The following is a 16663-nucleotide window of genomic DNA, read 5'->3' as shown; positions in this document are numbered from 1 at the left end:
CGGGGATACCGCCGCGACGGGACCGTGCCTTACCGCGACCGGCCCGCCGCGGGCAGGCCCTTGAAGGCCTCCGCGAGCAGAGCCTGCGCCGCCTCGCCGGCCGCTGCGCGGGACTTCAGCTTGGTCCCGAACTCGCCGGCCTGGGCGCGGACATCCTCCGGCAAGGCCGCGAAGGCCTGGGCGGCTTCCGCGACGGCGCCCCGGTCGAGGGCGTCCTGCACCTTCGGCAGCGGGTCGGCCGCGGGCGCTGCGCCCTGCGCCGACGGCGCCGCGCCATCGACCTTGCGCACCTGCACGATGGATTCGGCCATGCTCATCAGCTTCTGGCTGAAATCGCCGGTCTCGGCCACCGAACGCACCTGTGCGGAGCGGCGGGCCGCCGCGATCTTCTCGGACACGGTGCGGAATTCGGCCGCGAGGGTGCGGGCCGTCGGGGCCCCGCGATCGGCGAAGACCGCCACGGCGGTGAGCCGGGCCGGATCACCCGGCTCGTAGTTGCGCAGTGCGGAAAGGGCGTCGGCGTAGGGCGTTCCGGCGTTCAGGGCGGTCACGATCCGGTCGGCCGAGACCACCCGCAGGGCGGCTTGAACGGTGGCGACCTCGGCGCGCTCGGACAGGGCCTTGTCGAGGCCGGCGATCCTGTCGCCCTGTGCCTGAAGCTGGGTCTGAACCTGACGCTCGATGCCCTTGGCGGCTTCCGCGGCTTGAGTCTTGCCGGCTTCCGCCGCCTGCTGGCTCGCCTGGGTGGCGGCCTGGACCTTGGCGTCGAGGGCCTGTTGCGCGTCCGTGAGCTTCTGGCCGAGGGTGCGCGTCGCCTCGGCGTTGGTCTTGATCGCCTCGGCATTGGCCTTGGCCCGGTCATCGAGGGCGGTCTGAAGCGCCGCGAGCTTCGGGGTCAGGTCGGGCTGCTCCGTGGGCTTCGGCACGGCGGCGATCTGGGCCTCCACCGCCTTCAGGCGCTCGGCGAGGGCCGTCACCTGCGCGGTGTCGTTGTTCGCGGGCGCCACCGCCATGCGGGCCTCGCCGCCCTGCTGGCCTGGCTCCTCCTGGAGGGCCGAGACACGCTGGTCGAGGCTGTCGAGGCGCGCGGCGACGTCGGGCGGCAGGGTCGCGGTCGCCTGCGGCGCGGTGCCGTCGCCGCTGGGAACCGGCGCGGCGCTGGCCTTCTGCAGGGCTTCGCGGGCCGTGGAGACGGCCTCCGGCACCGCCTTGAGGGCGGTCTCGTTGGAGGCAACGCGCTGGGACAGGCGCGCGACCTCGTCCTTCGGCGCCAGCGCCGCGATGCGCTGATCGAGGGCGGCGAGGCGTCCGTCGTCGGCCTGAGGCAGCACGCCCGCGCGTTCGACGGCGAACAGCAGACCGGCTCCGATGACGCCGCCGAGAAGGCCGGCGGTGGCGACGGAGCCGAAGCCCGGCCCACGCGCCGCCGGTGTTAGCGGAGGCGTCGGCGCGATCTTCGGCGTGGTTCCGCCGGACCCGGCTTTCGGATCGGCCGCCTTGGGAGTCTCGCCAAACTTGCCGGTATCCGAAGGCTTGGTGCCGGCGTCGGGTTTGACACCATCTCCAGGCTTGGCACCATCTCCGGGCTTGGCGTCCGCCGGCTTGGTGGCGACACCCGGCATGATGCCGGCGCCCGTCGCCGACGCTTTCTGGGCCGGTGCCGGATCGGGCAGTCGCTTGGCCTTCAGATCGATGATCGGACCGTCCGTCGCCCCACCGGACGGCTTTGCCGCGCCCTGCGCGCCGCTCGGGAAGGTCGCGGTCCTCGGCGAATCCTTGGGGGGTTCCCTGGAAGCGTCCGGCTTCGGCGGCTCGCTCTTGCCCACCTCGCTCTTGCCGATCTCCGGCTTCGCGTCCTTCGACAAGTCGGCGGACCTTGCCGGCTCCGGCGGCTTCACGTCCGCGGGCTTGTCGCCACCCAGCACGCCGGACGCAGCGGCTTTCGGGGCGTCGGGGGATTTGACGCCGTCCAGCGGCTTGGCATCCTTGCCCACGGGCTGGGCGTCCTTGGACGCTTCGGGCGGCTTCGGCGCACCCGGCTGGCCGACACCCGCAACGGCGGGCTTGGTGTCACTCGTGGGGGGGGCGGTCTTCGGGGCATCGGGCTTGCTCGGCGACGCATCCGGCTTGGCACCAAGGGCGTTCGACGTCGGTGCGTTCGGCTTTGCCGGCTCGGGCGGGCGCGTGCCGGACGCATTGCCCGGGCGGTTGGCGTCGCTGTTGGGTGGTTTCACGGTTCGTTGCTCCCTTCCCGACGCTGCCGTCGTCACCCGACACCGGTTCGGTGCCCCCGGGTTCGGCGATCGCAGCCCAGCTTATTCAGATTCGTCCTAGCATCACGGCCCGCGCCTGAGCGAGGCCCTTCCGTCAGGTTCCCGCCACCAAACCCGCCAGAAGGCTCTCCTCGTCCGGCCGTGCCGCCACGAAATGCGCGTCGAGACCCGCCGCGGCCAGGGCGGCGGCCACGTCACTCGACAAGCAGTAATGCTTGAGCGCGCCGAAGGCTCCGCTTCGGTCCGCGCGGCGTGCCAGAAGTTGTGCGGTCTCGGCGCTGCGGCGCGAGTAGTGCAGCACCGCATCGAGGGCGGCCGGATGAGCCGCCAGTGCCGCCGCCACGGCCGGCGGAAGCGTCGCCTCCGCCACGGCTGCGTAGGCGATGGCGGCGGTGACCGCATATCCCGCCGCCCTGAGGGAGGCGGCCGGCTCGGACTTGCCTTCGGCGCCGGCGACATGGAGGAGGGCGCTGCCAGCCGGCAGGGTGGCGCGGACGAGGGCGGAGAGGGCGGCGGCGTCGCCCCCGGCTTCCCGAACCGCGCCGAGCCCGGCCCGGCGCGCCAGGGCCGCCGTCCGCGCGCCGACGGCGAACACCGGCAGCGTGGCGAACCGTGCCCGGTCCGCCGCCGTCAGGGCCGCGACGGCATTGGTACTCGTGAGCAGCAGGCCGGCGAAGGCGCCGTCCGGCAGGACCGTGCCCGTGGGGCGGATCGCCAGCACGGGTGCCACAAGGGGCACGTGGCCGAGCGCCCGGAGTCTCTGCCCCGTCCGCGTCGCCCCCGGCTCCGGCCGCGCCACCCAGATCCGCATTCCACGAAACCTCGTCCAGTCGTTGCCCTGCCCCTCGTTGCCCTGATAGCGCCGGGCCGGCTAGGATGCATCCAACGCAGCAGCTCGCCGCCGCAGCCGGTGATGCTTTCGCCTGCCTTCACGCGGCATCCGTAGGTTTCACCCGTGCCGCAGGAACGTACCCGCTCCATGACCGTCCTGATCCCATGAACGTCCTCGGCATCGAAACGACCTGCGACGAGACCGCCGCCGCCGTGGTCTGCCCCGGCGAGGGCGGACGCGGACGCATCCTCTCCAACGAGGTCCTGAGTCAGATCGCCGAACACGCGGCCTATGGCGGCGTGGTACCGGAGATCGCCGCGCGCGCGCATGTCGAGGTCCTGGACCGGCTCATCCTGCGCGCCCTCGACGGCGCCGGCCTGCGTCTGGCTGAAGTCGACGGCATCGCGGTGGCGGCCGGCCCCGGCCTCATCGGCGGCGTGCTCATCGGCCTCGTTACCGCCAAGACCCTGTCGCTGGTGGCGCGAAAGCCCCTCATCGCTGTCAATCACCTCGAGGCCCACGCGCTCACGGCGCGCCTCACGGACGGGATCGGCTTCCCCTATCTCCTTCTCCTGGCGTCGGGCGGCCACACTCAGCTGGTCGCGGTCAAGGGCGTCGGCGATTACGTGCGGCTCGGCACCACCATCGACGACGCCATCGGCGAGGCGTTCGACAAGGTCGCCAAGCTCCTGGGCCTCGGCTACCCCGGCGGGCCGGAAGTCGAGCGCCTGGCCGAGACCGGCGACCCCGAGCGCTTCGCCTTGCCGCGGCCCATGCTGGGCCGGCGCGAAGCTAACTTCTCCCTGTCCGGCCTCAAGACCGCCCTGCGGATCGAGGCCGAGAAGCTCGCTCCGCTGTCCAGCGCCGACGTCGCCGACCTGTGCGCCGGCTTCCAGGCGGCGGTGGTCGACGTGATCGTGGATCGTCTGCGGGTCGCCATGCGCGACTTCGCCGCCGTCGCCGGGCATCCGACGGCGTTGGTCGCCGCCGGCGGCGTCGCGGCCAACGGCGCCATCCGGCGTGCCCTCACCACCCAGGCCGGCGAGGCCGGCCTCGCCTTCGTGGCGCCACCCGTCGCGCTCTGCGGCGACAACGGCGCCATGATCGCCTGGGCGGGCATCGAGCGCCTGCGCCTCGGCCTCGTCGACGATCTCACCGCGCCGGCCCGTGCCCGCTGGCCGTTCGCCGAGCCCGTCGCCGCGGCCTGACAGGAGCGCCGCATGAGCAAACCCATCGCGGTGATCGGCGGCGGCGCTTGGGGCACGGCGCTCGCCAACGCCGCCGCCGGCGCCGGACATTCCGTGACCCTATGGCTGCGCGACGCCGAGGCCGCCGCACGCCTCCAAGCAACCCGCGAGAACGCACGCTACCTGCCCGGCGTGCCCCTCCACGCCTCCATCCGGGCCACGGCCGACGCATGCGCCTTGCGCGACGCCGGCACGGTACTCATGGTGACGCCGGCCCAGACCCTGCGGACGGTGCTCGCCGACCTCGCCCCGTCCTGGGCCCCCGGGACGGCGATCGTCCTCTGCGCCAAGGGGATCGAGCGCGGCAGCGACCGCTTCATGAGCGCCGTCGCCGCCGAGATCCTCGGACCGGACGCCCCCGTGGCGGTCCTGTCGGGCCCGAGCTTCGCGGCGGACGTCGCCCGTGGCCTGCCCACTGCCGTGACCCTGGCGGCCGCCGACGCGGGGCACGCCGCGCGTCTCGCCACCGCCCTGTCGGGGCCGAACCTGCGCGTCTATCACACGGACGACGTGCGCGGCGTCGAGGTCGGCGGCGCCGGCAAGAACGTGCTCGCCATCGCCTCCGGCATCGTCGCCGGGCGGGGCTTAGGCGAATCGGCCCGGGCCGCCCTCATCGCGCGGGCGTTCGCCGAGCTCATGCGCTTCGCCCGCGCCTACGGCGGGCGCCCCGAGACCCTCATGGGGCTGTCGGGCCTCGGCGATCTCGTGCTCACCGCCTCCTCGCCGCAATCGCGCAACTTCGCCTTCGGTCAGCGCCTCGGGGCCGGCGCCTCGCCCCAGGACGCCGCCGGCGGCAAGCTCGCGGAGGGTGCCTACACCGCTGCGGCCCTAATCGCCCTGGCGCGGGCGCGGGCCGTCGAGATGCCCGTGGCCGAGGCCGTCGCCGCCGTCGTGGCGGGCGAGGCCAGCGTCGAGACCGTCATCGCCGCGCTCCTGGCGCGCCCGCTCCGCGGGGAGGCCGAATGAGGATGGGGCCGATCCATGCCTTCCTCGCCGGCGAGGGATCGGACGGCGAAGGACGCCATCTCGCCGACGTGGTCGCGTTCGGCGACGCCCGGATCGAGGGCGTGCACGATTTCATCCAGTGGTGCTTTCCACTGCGCGAGGCGAGTCTCGCCGTGCCGGGCGCTCCCGTGCTGACCCGCGCCGAGGCCGAGGCGATCCGAGCCGACCCGGCGGCGCTCTCGGGTCTTCGGGCGGCGCGTGATCGCATGATGCGCTTCTATGGGGACACCAACGGCTGGCTGCGCGCCCACGATCACAACCACCTGCGCATCACCCGCATCCTTCGGGCTCTTCGCAATCTGTTGGGATCACGGGAGGCGCAAGCGTTTCACGCCTTCGTGACCGCACGCAATGCCGAGGCCGGCGCGCCGATCAACCCGGACAGCCTGCGCTACTGGGCGAACGCGCTCGCGGGGGACTGACGGCCACGCTTCCCGGATGGTATGGCACCCGCCGTTCCCCGGAGATCCGCATGGCCCACTGGCTCTACAAGTCCGAACCCGCCACGTGGTCCTGGGACAGCCAAGTCGCGGCCGGGGCCGCCGGCACCCACTGGAACGGCGTGCGCAACCATGTGGCCAAGAAGAACCTGCAGGCCATGGAAGTCGGCGAGCTGGGGTTCTTCTACCATTCTAACGAGGGCAAGGCGGTGGTCGGCGTGGTGGAGGTGATCCGCCCGTACTACCCCGACGATTCCGACGCCACGGGCCGGTTCGGGATGGTGGATCTGCGCGCGGTGGAAGCGTTCCCCCGGCCGGTCACCCTGGAGGCGATCAAGGCCGAGCCGCGCCTCGCCGCCATGGTGCTCGCCAACAACTCCCGCCTGTCGGTGCAGCCGGTGACGGAGGAAGAGTGGGCGATCGTGCGGGCGATGGGCGGGCTCGGCTGATGCCTGACCTCACCCTTGCCGCTGGGCCTGCGTCACCGCCACGTGGATGAGTTCGGCGAGCGTCCGGACGCCGAGCTTCTGGCGCATCTGCGAGCACGCATTGGTGACGGTCTTGTAGCTCACCGACAGGTCGCTCGCGATGGCGCCGTAGGACTTGCCCTGAGCCAGACGCGCCAGGATCTGCTGCTCTCGCGGCGTCAGCTGGGCCTCGGGCGTGCGGCGCGGGTCCGTGCGCAGCATGGCGACCTCCGTGGCGAGGCGCCGGTCGAGGTAGACCTGTCCGGCACGGACCCGGTCGAACGCCTCGAACAGCTCGCCCGAGGCGTGGTCCTTCAGGACGTAGCCGAGCGCCCCCGCCTCCAGCGCGCGGGCGACGATGACCGGATCGTTGTGCATGCTGAACACCAGGATCCGAACCTGCGGATCGACGCCGCGCATCCGGCGGATCAGCGCCAGGCCGGCGAGCCCGCTGCCCTGGAAGGTCAGGTCGCAGATCACCATGGACGGCTTCAGGCGGTGGAAGGCCCGATAGGCCGCCACCACCGTGGTGGCCTCGGCGATGCGCTCGATGCCGGCATCCTCCAGCACGCGGCGGCAGCCCTGGAGCACGATGGGGTGATCGTCGACGACCAGGACCGGGGCCCGGAGGGAAGTGGTGTGGATCGCGTTCATGCGGCGGGGATCGCGCTCGAGTCCTCGGACCGTTCGGACTCGAACGGAATCATGATCCGGACAACCGTCCCGGGCCGGCCATTGTCAAGCGCCAATGTGCCGCCCAAGGCCTCGACGCGCTCGCGCATCCCCGACAAACCCAGCCCGACCCGGTGGTCGGGCGTGATTCCGCGGCCATCGTCATGCACTTCGATGGCGAGGTGCGATCCGGAACCGTCCTGAACTTCGCCCGCCTCCACGGTGACGCGCGCGGCCCCGCCATGCCGAACGGCATTGGTCATGCTCTCTTGGATGCAGCGGAAGACCGTGAGATCGGTGACGTCGCCGTAGCCGGCCCCGAGGCGATCGAACGTGCCCGTGAAGGCTGTCCCAGAGTGCCGGCGGGTGAAGTCGCGCAGGAGCAGGACGAGGCAATCGGGCAGGGGCACCTGACCCAGGGCATGCGGGCGCAGGCGGTTGAGGAGGTCGCGGTTGAGGGTCTGGACCTGACCCACGATGGCGCTGATCTCCTCGGCGCGCTGGGTCAGCTTCCCCCGGTCCGGCGCCGCCTCGGCGGCGGCCATGCGGATCACCGAGGCGGCGTTGGCTTCGAGGGCGAACAGGCAGGGGCCGAATTCGTCGTGGAGCTCGAGGGCCGTCGCCCGCCGCTCGTCGTCCTGGGCGGAGAGGAGCTGGCGGTTGAGGCGCCCGTTGGCGGCACGGGTTTCCGACAGGGCCTGGGCCACGCTGTTGAAGCGGGCGGCGATGACCGCGAGTTCGCGCGAGGCCGGCGGCGCGAGGCGTGCGGTGTAATCCTGCCGTTCGAGCTGGGTCAGGCCATCGGCGACCTGCGTCAAGGGCGCCAGCACCCGGCCGAAGGCGACGTAAAGGGCGGCGAGGAGGCCGAGGCTGACGATGAGGCTCGCCAGCGACAGGGAGACGGCGTAGCCCCAGACCTCGTCGATCTCGTCCCGCGGCTGGGTGGTGATGCGAGCGGTGCCGAGGCGCTGGCCCTGGACCACGATGGGCAATTCGTGCTGGCGCGGCTCGGGGGCGATGAGGGCGACGAACCAGTGCGGTGCGTCGTAGGCGTCCCGGCGCTGGCGATGCGACGGTGCCGGGACGACGGCGCCCGCCGCGTCGAGGACGGTGACGCGCACGTGGCGCAGGCCCTGCACACGCAGGCGCAGGGTCTGCAGCAGGGTGTCGGGCGAGGCGGCCTGCGCCAGATCGATGGTGTCGGAGACGAGAAGCTCGACATTGGACAGGGCCGCCTTCATCTCGACCTCGACGGCGGAGCGCGCGTTCAGCACGATGACCCCGCACGAGAGCAGGGCCGCCAGGAGATCGATGGCGATGACGAGGACGATCATCCGCGTGCGGGTCGGCCAGCGTGCCCACAGGGTGGGGCGGGCCGCCCAACCGGGCGGGCTCGATGCGGGGGCCGTCGTCATGGTGGGGGTGCCGGGAAGCGGATGAGGGACGTTCCACTTGTAGCCGAGTCCGGGCGGGATGGAACGTGTAGCCCTGCGCCGTCCCGTCCCGATGAATCCGCGGGGATCCGGGACCGGCTCGCCGCATTCCTCGACGATCCGGCCACCCGGTGGAGTCTCGGCGGATTCGGTGCCGGGGCCGAGTTCGGTCGTGCGCCCGGCGAGGCCGCCGCGACTATGGGGCGTTTCGGCCGGCTGACATGCCGCGGCGCCCTGATGCTCGCGCCCGCCGACGACCTCGTGCCGGTGGCCTACGAAACCGGGTTCCGTGGCGGCTGGAGCCATGCGGTCGCCCTGTGCCTGCCCGTGGGGACGGCTCTGGTCCCCGGGCCGGAGGTGGTCACGCCGCTCGGGCCCGACCTCGCGGCTGCCCGGCCCACGGATCGCGAGGCGTTCCTGTTCGACCTCGGCCTCGGGCTGCCTCAGGGGTCGGCCTGCCTGCGGACCCGCGATCCACGGATTCTCGACAATCTGTGGGGAGCTTGCGGTGGGGTGGCCTTCGCGCCCGGCAGTCCGGTGCCGGGGCTCCTCGTGGAACGCCGGCTCGACTTGGTGATGACGACCCGTCTCGGGCGGATCGAGGTCTTCGGCGGTCCCGTCGGCTCCGGCGCGGCCGCGCCGCGCGCCTACGTCGCCCCGGAGGTCGTACGGGCGCGCCGGACCCATGCGGCGACCGCGCCGATCCCCTCCGGTCTGGTTCCGTGCGCCCATCTCCATCCGCCACACCCGTGCCGCGACGCGAACGGGCGACCGATCGCGTTCGACCGCGCGCACCATGACGCGTTCCAGGCGCTGCTGACGTGCTGGGGCGATCCGGGCCGGGTCGCCCTCAAGGCCCGGCTCCTGGCGGGCGAGGCCTTGCCGAAGGGCTCCGACCGCGCGGACCGCGGCGTTGCCCGGGTGGTGGCGGCGCAGGCCGACTTCATCGAGCGAGCGTCCTAGCCGGGGGCGCGACGCACCTCTGCAAGATGGTGCCTGCGTCGTCCCGGGACGTGACGAAGACGAACCGCGATACCACTCCTTAAAGCCTCCGGACTAACACAGATCTAATCCGGGTAATCTCGGGCTTCGACTGTCGATACGGTGCCGGACATCTTCATGCCCCATTGTCGGGATCAGTTCACGGACACGGCACCGCGTCATCGACCGGACGCGACCGCCGGGTGTGTTCGGGATGAGTCCACGCTGATGTCGATTGCCATCGATCCGACCGAGCGGCGCATCGCCGCCGAAGGGCGCGCGCCCGCCGAGCCCAAGGCGCCATCGCGCGTCATGCGCGCCGCGCTGATCGCGGTTCTAGGCGGTGTCGGCCTCGTCGGCCTGTCCGCCGGGGCGTATTCGATGCTCTCGGGTCTCGCCGGCCCGCCGCCGTCCAAGGTCCGGATCGGGCGAATCTCGGCAGATTGGCCGGATTTGCGCGACGGCGTTCCTGCCCTGGCGTCGTCCCACCGGCCCTCGGGTCCGGTGCCGGCGGAGGCCGATCCGCTCCCGGTTCGAGCCGTCGTCGCGCCGGTCGAGGCCAAGGCCCAGGAAGCCAAAATCCTCGAAGCCAAGGCGCCCGAGACGAAAGCGGTCGAAGTCAAGGTTTTCCCAACCAAGCCTGCGGACGTGAAGGCTGTCGACACCAAGCCCGTTCAGGTCGCCAACATCGCGTCGCCTTCGAAGCCCGCGCGCCTGCCCCCCATCGAGAATGCCGCGACGGTGCCGTCCGCGCCCGCCGTCGCCCTCGTGGAGAAAGCCCGCACGGCCCCCCTCGTCGCCCCGACTCCCGTCGAGACCACCCGCGCCCGTGCCACGACCGGCGGCACCTTCGCGGCCCTTCCCCCGGCGTCGGCCGAAGCCGGGCCGAAAGCGAAGCCCGCCCCGGTCGTGGCACGGACCAAGCCCGCCGGCAAAACGGTACCGGGTGCCTCCGAAAAGGTCGCAGCCGCGCAACCGGCCCAGGCCGCAGAGCCGGAAGCCGAGGAGACCGAGATGTTCGGCATGAAAGTGCCGTCCCTGGCCCCCGTCGGACGCAAGCTCGTCGAAGGCGTCGAGGCCCTCGGAAACGCGGTCAAGCGCTTCCCCGAACAGTTCTGAGAACGACGTCGGCACAGGCCTGCTGTCATCGGGTACGATGAGTTCAGGCACCGGGCCACTGCAATCAATATCGTCCGCGTCGGCCCGAACCCCCGCGCATCGAAGTTGAAGGCGTTCGCCGTGGAGCTTCGGCCGGTTCGAAGGCCGGCTTCGAGGCCTCCGCGCGGGTCCTGCGGTTCAGATCCAGAGGGGATCGAACGAGCACGACCCGGTGTCGGGACGTGCTCGCGAGGTGACGGTCGCTCACCGAAGAGGAGCCGGAGGGCCTCGGGCTACTTCGTCCGGGCGCGCGGCTTCTTGCCGATCTCGCGCTCGTGACGGGCGCCGCGCGGGCTCTTGAAGCCCTTGGGGCCGCTGGCCTCCTGATCGCTGCCGGGACCGTCCAAGAGCGCTTCCACCTGGATTTCGGGCGAGCCGTTCTTGGCAAAGGTCTGGGCGAAGCGGGACGCTGCGCCGCCGCGCACCTCGAACTTGGTCTCCCGATCGAAGATCCGGATGGCCCCGATCTCCTGGCGCCCGATGCTACCGCGTCGGGTCAGCATCGGCAGCAGGCGGCGCGGGTCGGCGTTGTCGCGCCGGCCGAGGTTGAGGCGGAACCAGACAGACGGACCTTCCGCGTCGATGCGGGCGGTGTCGGCGGGGTCGTAGACCGGCCGGGCCTTGCGCTCGGGGCCGGCGCCCGGATCGGTGACATCCTCGGGCTCGGGCAGGCGCGCCCGGTAGATTCGGGCCAGCGCCGCGGCGAGCTCCTGCGGCGTGCGACGGGCCAGCAGCGCCTCGCCCATGGCGACATCCTCCTCGGCCGGGGCATCGGTGAACAGTGGGTCCTGCCACATGCGCTCGCCGTCGAGGGCGCGGATCTCCTCGGCGGTGGGCGGGCCGGCCCACTCGGCGTTGACCTTGGCGATCATCAGCATCTGCTCGGCGCGGCGACGCTTGGAGGCCGGGATCAGCAGGACGGAGGTGCCCTTCCGTCCGGCGCGGCCCGTGCGGCCGGAGCGATGCTGGAGCACCTCGGCGTCGTGGGGCAGGTCGGCGTGGATCACCAGGCTGACGGTGGGCAGATCGATGCCGCGGGCGGCGACATCGGTGGCGACGCACACCTTGGCGCGCCCGTCGCGAAGGGCCTGAAGGGCGGCGTTGCGCTCGCCCTGGCCGAGTTCGCCCGACAGGGCCACGGCGGAGAAGCCGCGCTCGGTCAGCACCGCCTGGAGGTGGCGCACGGCGTTGCGGGTGTTGCAGAACACGATGGCGGTCGGAGCATCGGTGAAGCGCAGGGTGTTGACCACCACGTGCTCCAGCTCACGCGGCATCACCCGAACGGCCCGATAGGTGATGTCTTCGTGGCCGCGCTCCTGGCCCTTCACGGCGATGCGCAGCGCGTCGTTCTGGTAGCGCTCGGCCAGCGTCGCAATGGCTTTGGGCAGGGTCGCCGAGAACAGCAGCGTGCGCCGCTCCTTCGGGGTCACCGACAGGATGAATTCGAGGTCGTCCCGGAAGCCGAGGTCGAGCATCTCGTCGGCCTCGTCGAGGACGGCGACGCGCAGATCCTGGGTGGCGAGGTTGCGGCGCTCCAAGTGGTCGCGCAGGCGGCCGGGCGTACCGACGACGATGTGGGCGCCGTCGTTGAGCTGGGCGCGCTCGCGGCGCGGGTCCATGCCGCCGACGCAGGAGATCACCCGCGCGCCGGTCTCGGCGTAGAGCCAAGTCAATTCACGCTCGACCTGGAGGGCGAGTTCGCGGGTGGGGGCGATGACCAGGGCCAGCGGCGCGCCGGCCGGACCGAAGCGCTCGGCACCGTCGAGCAGCGTGTCGGCGAAGGCGAGGCCGTAGGCCACGGTCTTGCCCGAGCCGGTCTGGGCCGAAACGAGGAGATCGCGCCCCTGCGCGGCGGCTTCGATCACCGCATTCTGGACGGGGGTAGGGTCTGCGTAGTCACGCGCGGCCAGAGCTCGGGAGAGCGGGGCCGGCAGGGTCGGAAAGGGCACTGAGGAGCCTTGCGGGCAAACAGGCTGGAACCCGCCGGGGATGGCCGCGCTAAGCGCGGATCGATCCCCCGGATGCGTGATTCCGGCCTCGATCGGTTACGGATACGGTGGCTTGTAGCCGGAACCGCGGCCATGCGCCATGTCTGCGCGCGCATGGGTGGTTTCCCGCACAGTTAAAGCTTGTCTTTCGGGCTTGGCCGTGGCCCCCGTGAGCCAGCCGCCCTGCGGGCGGTGCCGTCCGTTCCGATGGCGGCATGAATTCGGACGTCCACAGGGGGAAAGATGGGGGCGGTGTTGCGTCTGGTCGTGGCGTGGGCGAGCGTCGCCGCGTTCTTCGTGTTCGGGCCCGCCTGGCTCGCCGACCTCGGATCGCCGCTCTGGGCCACGGGCCTGTTCCTGTGGCTGTTCCTCGTGATCCTGTGGGCGGCGTTCGGCGTGGTCCACGAGGCCGAGGAACTCGCCCATCGCCTCGGCGAGCCCTACGGCACCCTCGTCCTCACCCTCTCCATCGTGGTGATCGAGGTGGTCCTGGTGTCCGCCGTGATGCTGTCCTCGAAGGCGGTGCCGACGCTCGGACGCGACACGATGTTCGCCGTGCTGATGATCGTCCTCAACGGCATCGTCGGCCTCGGCCTGCTCATCGGCGGCCTGCGCCATCACCAGCAATCCTACAACCTGCAGGGCACGTCGGCCTTCCTGTCGGTGATCATCCCGCTCACCACCATCGCGCTGATCATCCCGAACTTCACCACCTCGACGAGCGGCGGCACCCTGACGCCCGTGCAGGCGATCTCGTTCTCGCTGTTCACCGTGTCGCTCTACGGGATCTTCCTGCTGATCCAGACCGGACGGCACAGCAGCTTCTTCATCCACGACGGCGGGCGGATCGCGAAATCGAACCCCGGCACCGTTGTGCCCGAAGCCGAGGCGCCCGAGGCGGACCGGCAGACGGCCGCGATCTTGAAGCACGTCGGTCTCCTCGTCGCCAACATCCTGCCCATCGTCCTGCTGTCGAAGAGCCTCGCGGCGATCCTGGACCACGGCATCGCGGCGCTCGGTGCGCCTTCGGCCCTCGGCGGCGTCCTCATCGCAGCCATCGTGTTCACCCCGGAGGGCATCAGCGCCCTGAAGGCGGTGGCGCGCAACGAGCTGCAGCGGGCGATCAACCTCTGCCTCGGCGCCGCGACCTCCACCGTCGGCCTCACGGTGCCGGCGGTCCTGGCCGTAGGCCTGCTGACGGGCCAGACCGTGGTCCTCGGCCTCGCGCCGACGGAGATGACGCTGCTCGTCGTAACCCTGATCCTCAGCACCCTGACGTTCTCGGGGCTGCGCACCACGGTGCTGGAGGGGGCCGTGCACCTCGTGGTGTTCTTCGTCTATCTGGTTCTGATCTTCAGCCCGTGATTCGGCGGACATCATGAGCGACATCCTCGTCATCGGCGCCGGCGTGGTCGGACTCGCCGTCGGTCGGGCGCTCGCCCTGCGGGGCCATGCCGTGGTGGTGGCGGAGGCCGAGGGCGGCATCGGCACGGGCGTGTCCGCGCGCAACTCCGAAGTGATCCATGGCGGGATGTACTATCCCGAGGGCTCGCTCCGGGCACGGCACTGCGTCGACGGCGCCCGGAGGCTCTACGGGTTCTGCGCCAGCCACGGCGTACCGCACCGCGCCTGCGGCAAGCTCATCGTCGCCACCGATGCGGCCGAGGGCGCCGCCATCGCGGCGATCCATGCGCGCGGGATCGCCAACGGCGTCGAGGGTCTGGCGCTCGTCGACGGGGCCGAGGCCCGCGCCCTGGAACCCAATCTCGCCTGCGTCTCCGCCCTCCACGCCCCCAGAACCGGCATCGTCGACAGCCACGCCCTCATGCTCGCCCTGCAGGGCGACATCGAGGATCGCGGTGGCGCCATCGCGTTCCACAGCCCGGTCGCGCGCCTGTCATGGGCGGACGGCGCCTGGGTCGCGACGGTGAACGGGGATGCGCTGCCGTTCGACGCCGTCGTCAATGCCGCCGGTCTCGGAGCACAGGCTATCGCGAAAGCAATCGACGGGTTCCCACCCGACCGCATCCCGAGAAAGATCCTCGCCAAGGGGAGCTATTTCGGCTGCCTTGGCCGCCCGGCTTTCGCGCGGTTGATCTATCCGGCCCCCGTCGAGGGCGGGCTGGGCATTCATCTCACCCTCGATCTTGCCGGGCGCATGCGCTTCGGTCCCGATGTCGAGTGGGTGGAAACCGAGGATTACGCCGTCGATCCCGATCGCGCGCAAGCCTTCGCCCGTGCGATCCGCCGGTATTGGCCCGGTTTGCCCGAAGGGGTGCTGACCCCCGATTATGCCGGCATCCGTCCAAAGATCACCGGCCCGGGCGAGCCCGCGGCGGATTTCATCATCGACGGGCCGGCGCAGCATGGGCTGGACCGCCTCGTCCACCTGTTCGGCATCGAGAGCCCGGGCCTCACCGCGAGCCTGTCCCTCGCCGAAGAGGTCGCCGATCGGTTGTTGGCGTAGGAGATCGACGTCAGCCGCCGAAGCGTTCCGTCCGAATGGTGCCGGGCGCAAGACCGGCATCGACGAGGAGGTCGGCGGCCGTGTTCACGAACGGATTCGCGCCGCAGATGAAGGTGTGGCGCGGGCGCCCGAGGCGTTCGAGCGCCTGTCCGATGAGGGCGGCATCGATGCGCCGGCCGCCCTCGCCCGTCAGGTTCAGGATCCAATCGAAGCCGGGCTCGTCGCGGCGCCTCCGGTCGAGTTCGTCCCGGGCGATCGCCTCTGCCGCTTCGCGGACCGAATAGACCAGAAGGACCGGAACGTCGGGCGCCGCGATGGCCCGATGGCGCAGCATCGCCAGGAGCGGCACCACGCCCGAGCCGCCGCCAATGAGGAGCAGGGGGCCGCCATCCTCCGGTCGCCACACGAAGGCGCCCCCGATGGGACCGCGCAACGCCACGGTGTCGCCGACTTCCGCCACCCCGTCGAAGAACCCCGAGACCTCGCCCTCCGGCAGGCCCTCGACCATGAGTTCGACGATCCCGTCCGGGCTCGGCGCGGAGGCGATGGAGTAGCTGCGCTGAGCCTGGTAGCCGTCGGGTGCGGTCAGCCGGATATCGACGTGCTGCCCCGCGAGAGCCGGGCGGTCGAGCGTCACGGCCAGCCGGAAGCACTTCACCCGCGGGATCACCTGACCGATGCCCACGATGGTGGCATCCAGCCAGGGCAGAGGCTTCATCTCAGTCACCGGTGAAGCGCTGCTCGCGCCACGGGTCTCCGTACATATGATAGCCCCGCATCTCCCAGAAGCCACCCTCATCCTTCTGTGTGAAGCGCAGACCCTTGAGCCACTTGGCGCTCTTCCAGAAGTAAAGGTGCGGCACGAGGAGGCGCGCCGGGCCGCCGTGATCCGGCTCGATCGGCGCGCCGTCGTAATGGGTCGCCACCATGGCCCGGTCCCCGGTCAGGTCGGCGAACGGCACGTTGGTGGTGTAATCGTCGTATCCCTCCGCCAGGGCGAACGCCGTCGGCGCCGCGACGCCCGCATCCGCCAGGAGATCGTCGATTCCGACGCCCTCCCACGCCGTGTCGAACTTCGACCACTTCGTGACGCAGTGGATGTCGCCGCCCCAGCGCGTGCGCGGCAGGGCGTTGAATTCGTCCCAAGTCCAAATCTTCAACGGTCGCGATCCAGCCCGGAGGGTGAAGCGCCACGCGTCGAGATCGATCCGCGGATTCGGCCCGATCTGTAGAACCGGGAAATCCGCCGTGAGATATTGGCCCGGCGGCAGGCGCTCGCGCGTCGCCTCGGGCGGGCGTCGTCCGGTGAAGCCGCGTGTGCTCATGTCACCCTCGTTCGGGCTTTCGAAACCGCGCTTCCTTCCCCGTGCATCGGCGGGGAGGGCGCGTCGCGGCGCCGGATCAGCGGTCGCGCATGACGATCCACAGGGCGTGCACCATGCCCGGAACGATGCCCAGGACCGTCAGCAGGATATTGAGAAGGAACTGCAATCCGATGCCTGCCGTCATCAGGACGGCCAGGGGCGGCAGGAAGATGGCGAGCAGGATGCGAACGAGATTCGACACGATGTCTCCGGGACGTGATGGTGCCCGCGCAAGGGCGCGATAGCAACATTGCCGTTCCGACGATGGTTCCCGGTGGCTGTTTTTAAACATCTGCGTGCGATTTTGACGAACGGCGCGGCACACCCCGATAGGCT

At 71.2% G+C, this 16663-nt stretch carries 16 protein-coding genes; 8 read left to right on the top strand and 8 right to left on the bottom strand.

Annotated elements, in window-relative coordinates; translation table 11 throughout:
• Window positions 1-29: 29 nt before the first annotated feature.
• Together ASF52_RS07135 and ASF52_RS07130 are read right to left on the bottom strand one after the other, a co-directional pair.
• Window positions 30-2234 (bottom strand): COG4223 family protein, encoded by a 2205-nt coding sequence (locus ASF52_RS07135; protein ID WP_056169853.1) that lies wholly within the window; start codon window positions 2232-2234, stop codon window positions 30-32.
• Window positions 2235-2367: 133 nt separating this feature from the next.
• The gene (locus ASF52_RS07130) at window positions 2368-3084 is read right to left on the bottom strand and encodes a uroporphyrinogen-III synthase (protein WP_056169850.1); all 717 of its coding nucleotides are present in this window, start codon (window positions 3082-3084) and stop codon (window positions 2368-2370) included.
• A 185-nt stretch (window positions 3085-3269) separates the two neighbouring features.
• Here ASF52_RS07130 and tsaD point away from each other — a divergent pair, with 185 nt between their 5' ends.
• The 4 genes from tsaD to ASF52_RS07110 are packed head-to-tail and all read left to right on the top strand — an operon-like array spanning window position 3270 to window position 6246.
• Window positions 3270-4313: a tRNA (adenosine(37)-N6)-threonylcarbamoyltransferase complex transferase subunit TsaD gene (gene tsaD, locus ASF52_RS07125; RefSeq protein ID WP_056169847.1), complete on the top strand. Its 1044-nt coding sequence runs from the start codon at window positions 3270-3272 to the stop codon at window positions 4311-4313.
• 12 nt (window positions 4314-4325) lie between these two features.
• On the top strand, window positions 4326-5318 hold the full coding sequence (locus tag ASF52_RS07120) for an NAD(P)H-dependent glycerol-3-phosphate dehydrogenase (protein WP_056169844.1): 993 nt from the start codon (window positions 4326-4328) through the stop codon (window positions 5316-5318).
• A complete protein-coding gene (locus tag ASF52_RS07115) occupies window positions 5315-5779 on the top strand; it encodes an opioid growth factor receptor-related protein (protein WP_056169839.1) in 465 nt (154 codons plus the stop codon). Before ASF52_RS07120 ends, ASF52_RS07115 begins: the two co-directional genes overlap by 4 nt.
• Before the next feature lie 50 nt (window positions 5780-5829).
• Window positions 5830-6246, top strand: a complete 417-nt coding sequence (locus ASF52_RS07110; RefSeq protein ID WP_056169837.1) for an EVE domain-containing protein — start codon at window positions 5830-5832, stop codon at window positions 6244-6246.
• 9 nt (window positions 6247-6255) lie between these two features.
• On the opposite strand, the gene ASF52_RS07105 is transcribed toward ASF52_RS07110, so the two are convergent.
• On the bottom strand, window positions 6256-6918 hold the full coding sequence (locus ASF52_RS07105; RefSeq protein WP_056169834.1) for a response regulator: 663 nt from the start codon (window positions 6916-6918) through the stop codon (window positions 6256-6258).
• On the bottom strand, window positions 6915-8351 hold the full coding sequence (locus tag ASF52_RS07100) for an ATP-binding protein (protein WP_056169831.1): 1437 nt from the start codon (window positions 8349-8351) through the stop codon (window positions 6915-6917). Before ASF52_RS07100 ends, ASF52_RS07105 begins: the two co-directional genes overlap by 4 nt.
• A gap of 21 nt (window positions 8352-8372) precedes the next feature.
• On the opposite strand from ASF52_RS07100, the gene ASF52_RS07095 reads away from it, so the two are divergent.
• Window positions 8373-9332: a DUF6925 family protein gene (locus ASF52_RS07095; RefSeq protein ID WP_443136661.1), complete on the top strand. Its 960-nt coding sequence runs from the start codon at window positions 8373-8375 to the stop codon at window positions 9330-9332.
• Window positions 9333-9578: 246 nt separating this feature from the next.
• A complete protein-coding gene (locus ASF52_RS07090; protein ID WP_056169825.1) occupies window positions 9579-10469 on the top strand; it encodes a hypothetical protein in 891 nt (296 codons plus the stop codon).
• A gap of 272 nt (window positions 10470-10741) precedes the next feature.
• Here the strand turns inward: ASF52_RS07090 and ASF52_RS07085 are convergent, their stop codons facing one another.
• Window positions 10742-12457, bottom strand: coding sequence for a DEAD/DEAH box helicase (locus ASF52_RS07085; RefSeq protein WP_056169822.1), 1716 nt, complete (start codon window positions 12455-12457; stop codon window positions 10742-10744).
• A gap of 282 nt (window positions 12458-12739) precedes the next feature.
• Between ASF52_RS07085 and ASF52_RS07080 the strand changes: the two genes are divergently transcribed.
• Together ASF52_RS07080 and ASF52_RS07075 are read left to right on the top strand one after the other, a co-directional pair.
• Window positions 12740-13861, top strand: a complete 1122-nt coding sequence (locus ASF52_RS07080) for a calcium:proton antiporter (protein ID WP_056169819.1) — start codon at window positions 12740-12742, stop codon at window positions 13859-13861.
• A gap of 13 nt (window positions 13862-13874) precedes the next feature.
• Window positions 13875-14963 (top strand): NAD(P)/FAD-dependent oxidoreductase, encoded by a 1089-nt coding sequence (locus tag ASF52_RS07075; RefSeq protein WP_056169815.1) that lies wholly within the window; start codon window positions 13875-13877, stop codon window positions 14961-14963.
• Between the two features lie 10 nt (window positions 14964-14973).
• Here the strand turns inward: ASF52_RS07075 and ASF52_RS07070 are convergent, their stop codons facing one another.
• The 3 genes from ASF52_RS07070 to ASF52_RS23155 form a co-directional block, all read right to left on the bottom strand.
• Window positions 14974-15681, bottom strand: coding sequence for an FAD-binding oxidoreductase (locus ASF52_RS07070; protein WP_056169812.1), 708 nt, complete (start codon window positions 15679-15681; stop codon window positions 14974-14976).
• 1 nt (window position 15682) lies between these two features.
• Window positions 15683-16288: a sulfite oxidase-like oxidoreductase gene (locus ASF52_RS07065; RefSeq protein WP_056169809.1), complete on the bottom strand. Its 606-nt coding sequence runs from the start codon at window positions 16286-16288 to the stop codon at window positions 15683-15685.
• 76 nt (window positions 16289-16364) lie between these two features.
• The gene (locus ASF52_RS23155; RefSeq protein ID WP_244472960.1) at window positions 16365-16529 is read right to left on the bottom strand and encodes a YqaE/Pmp3 family membrane protein; all 165 of its coding nucleotides are present in this window, start codon (window positions 16527-16529) and stop codon (window positions 16365-16367) included.
• Window positions 16530-16663: the final 134 nt, after the last annotated feature.

Origin of the sequence: Methylobacterium sp. Leaf112, from assembly GCF_001423295.1 — a bacterium.
Lineage (GTDB): Bacteria > Pseudomonadota > Alphaproteobacteria > Rhizobiales > Beijerinckiaceae > Methylobacterium.
Note: the sequence above shows the minus strand (reverse complement) of the source record. Positions and strands in the feature narration are given on the sequence as shown.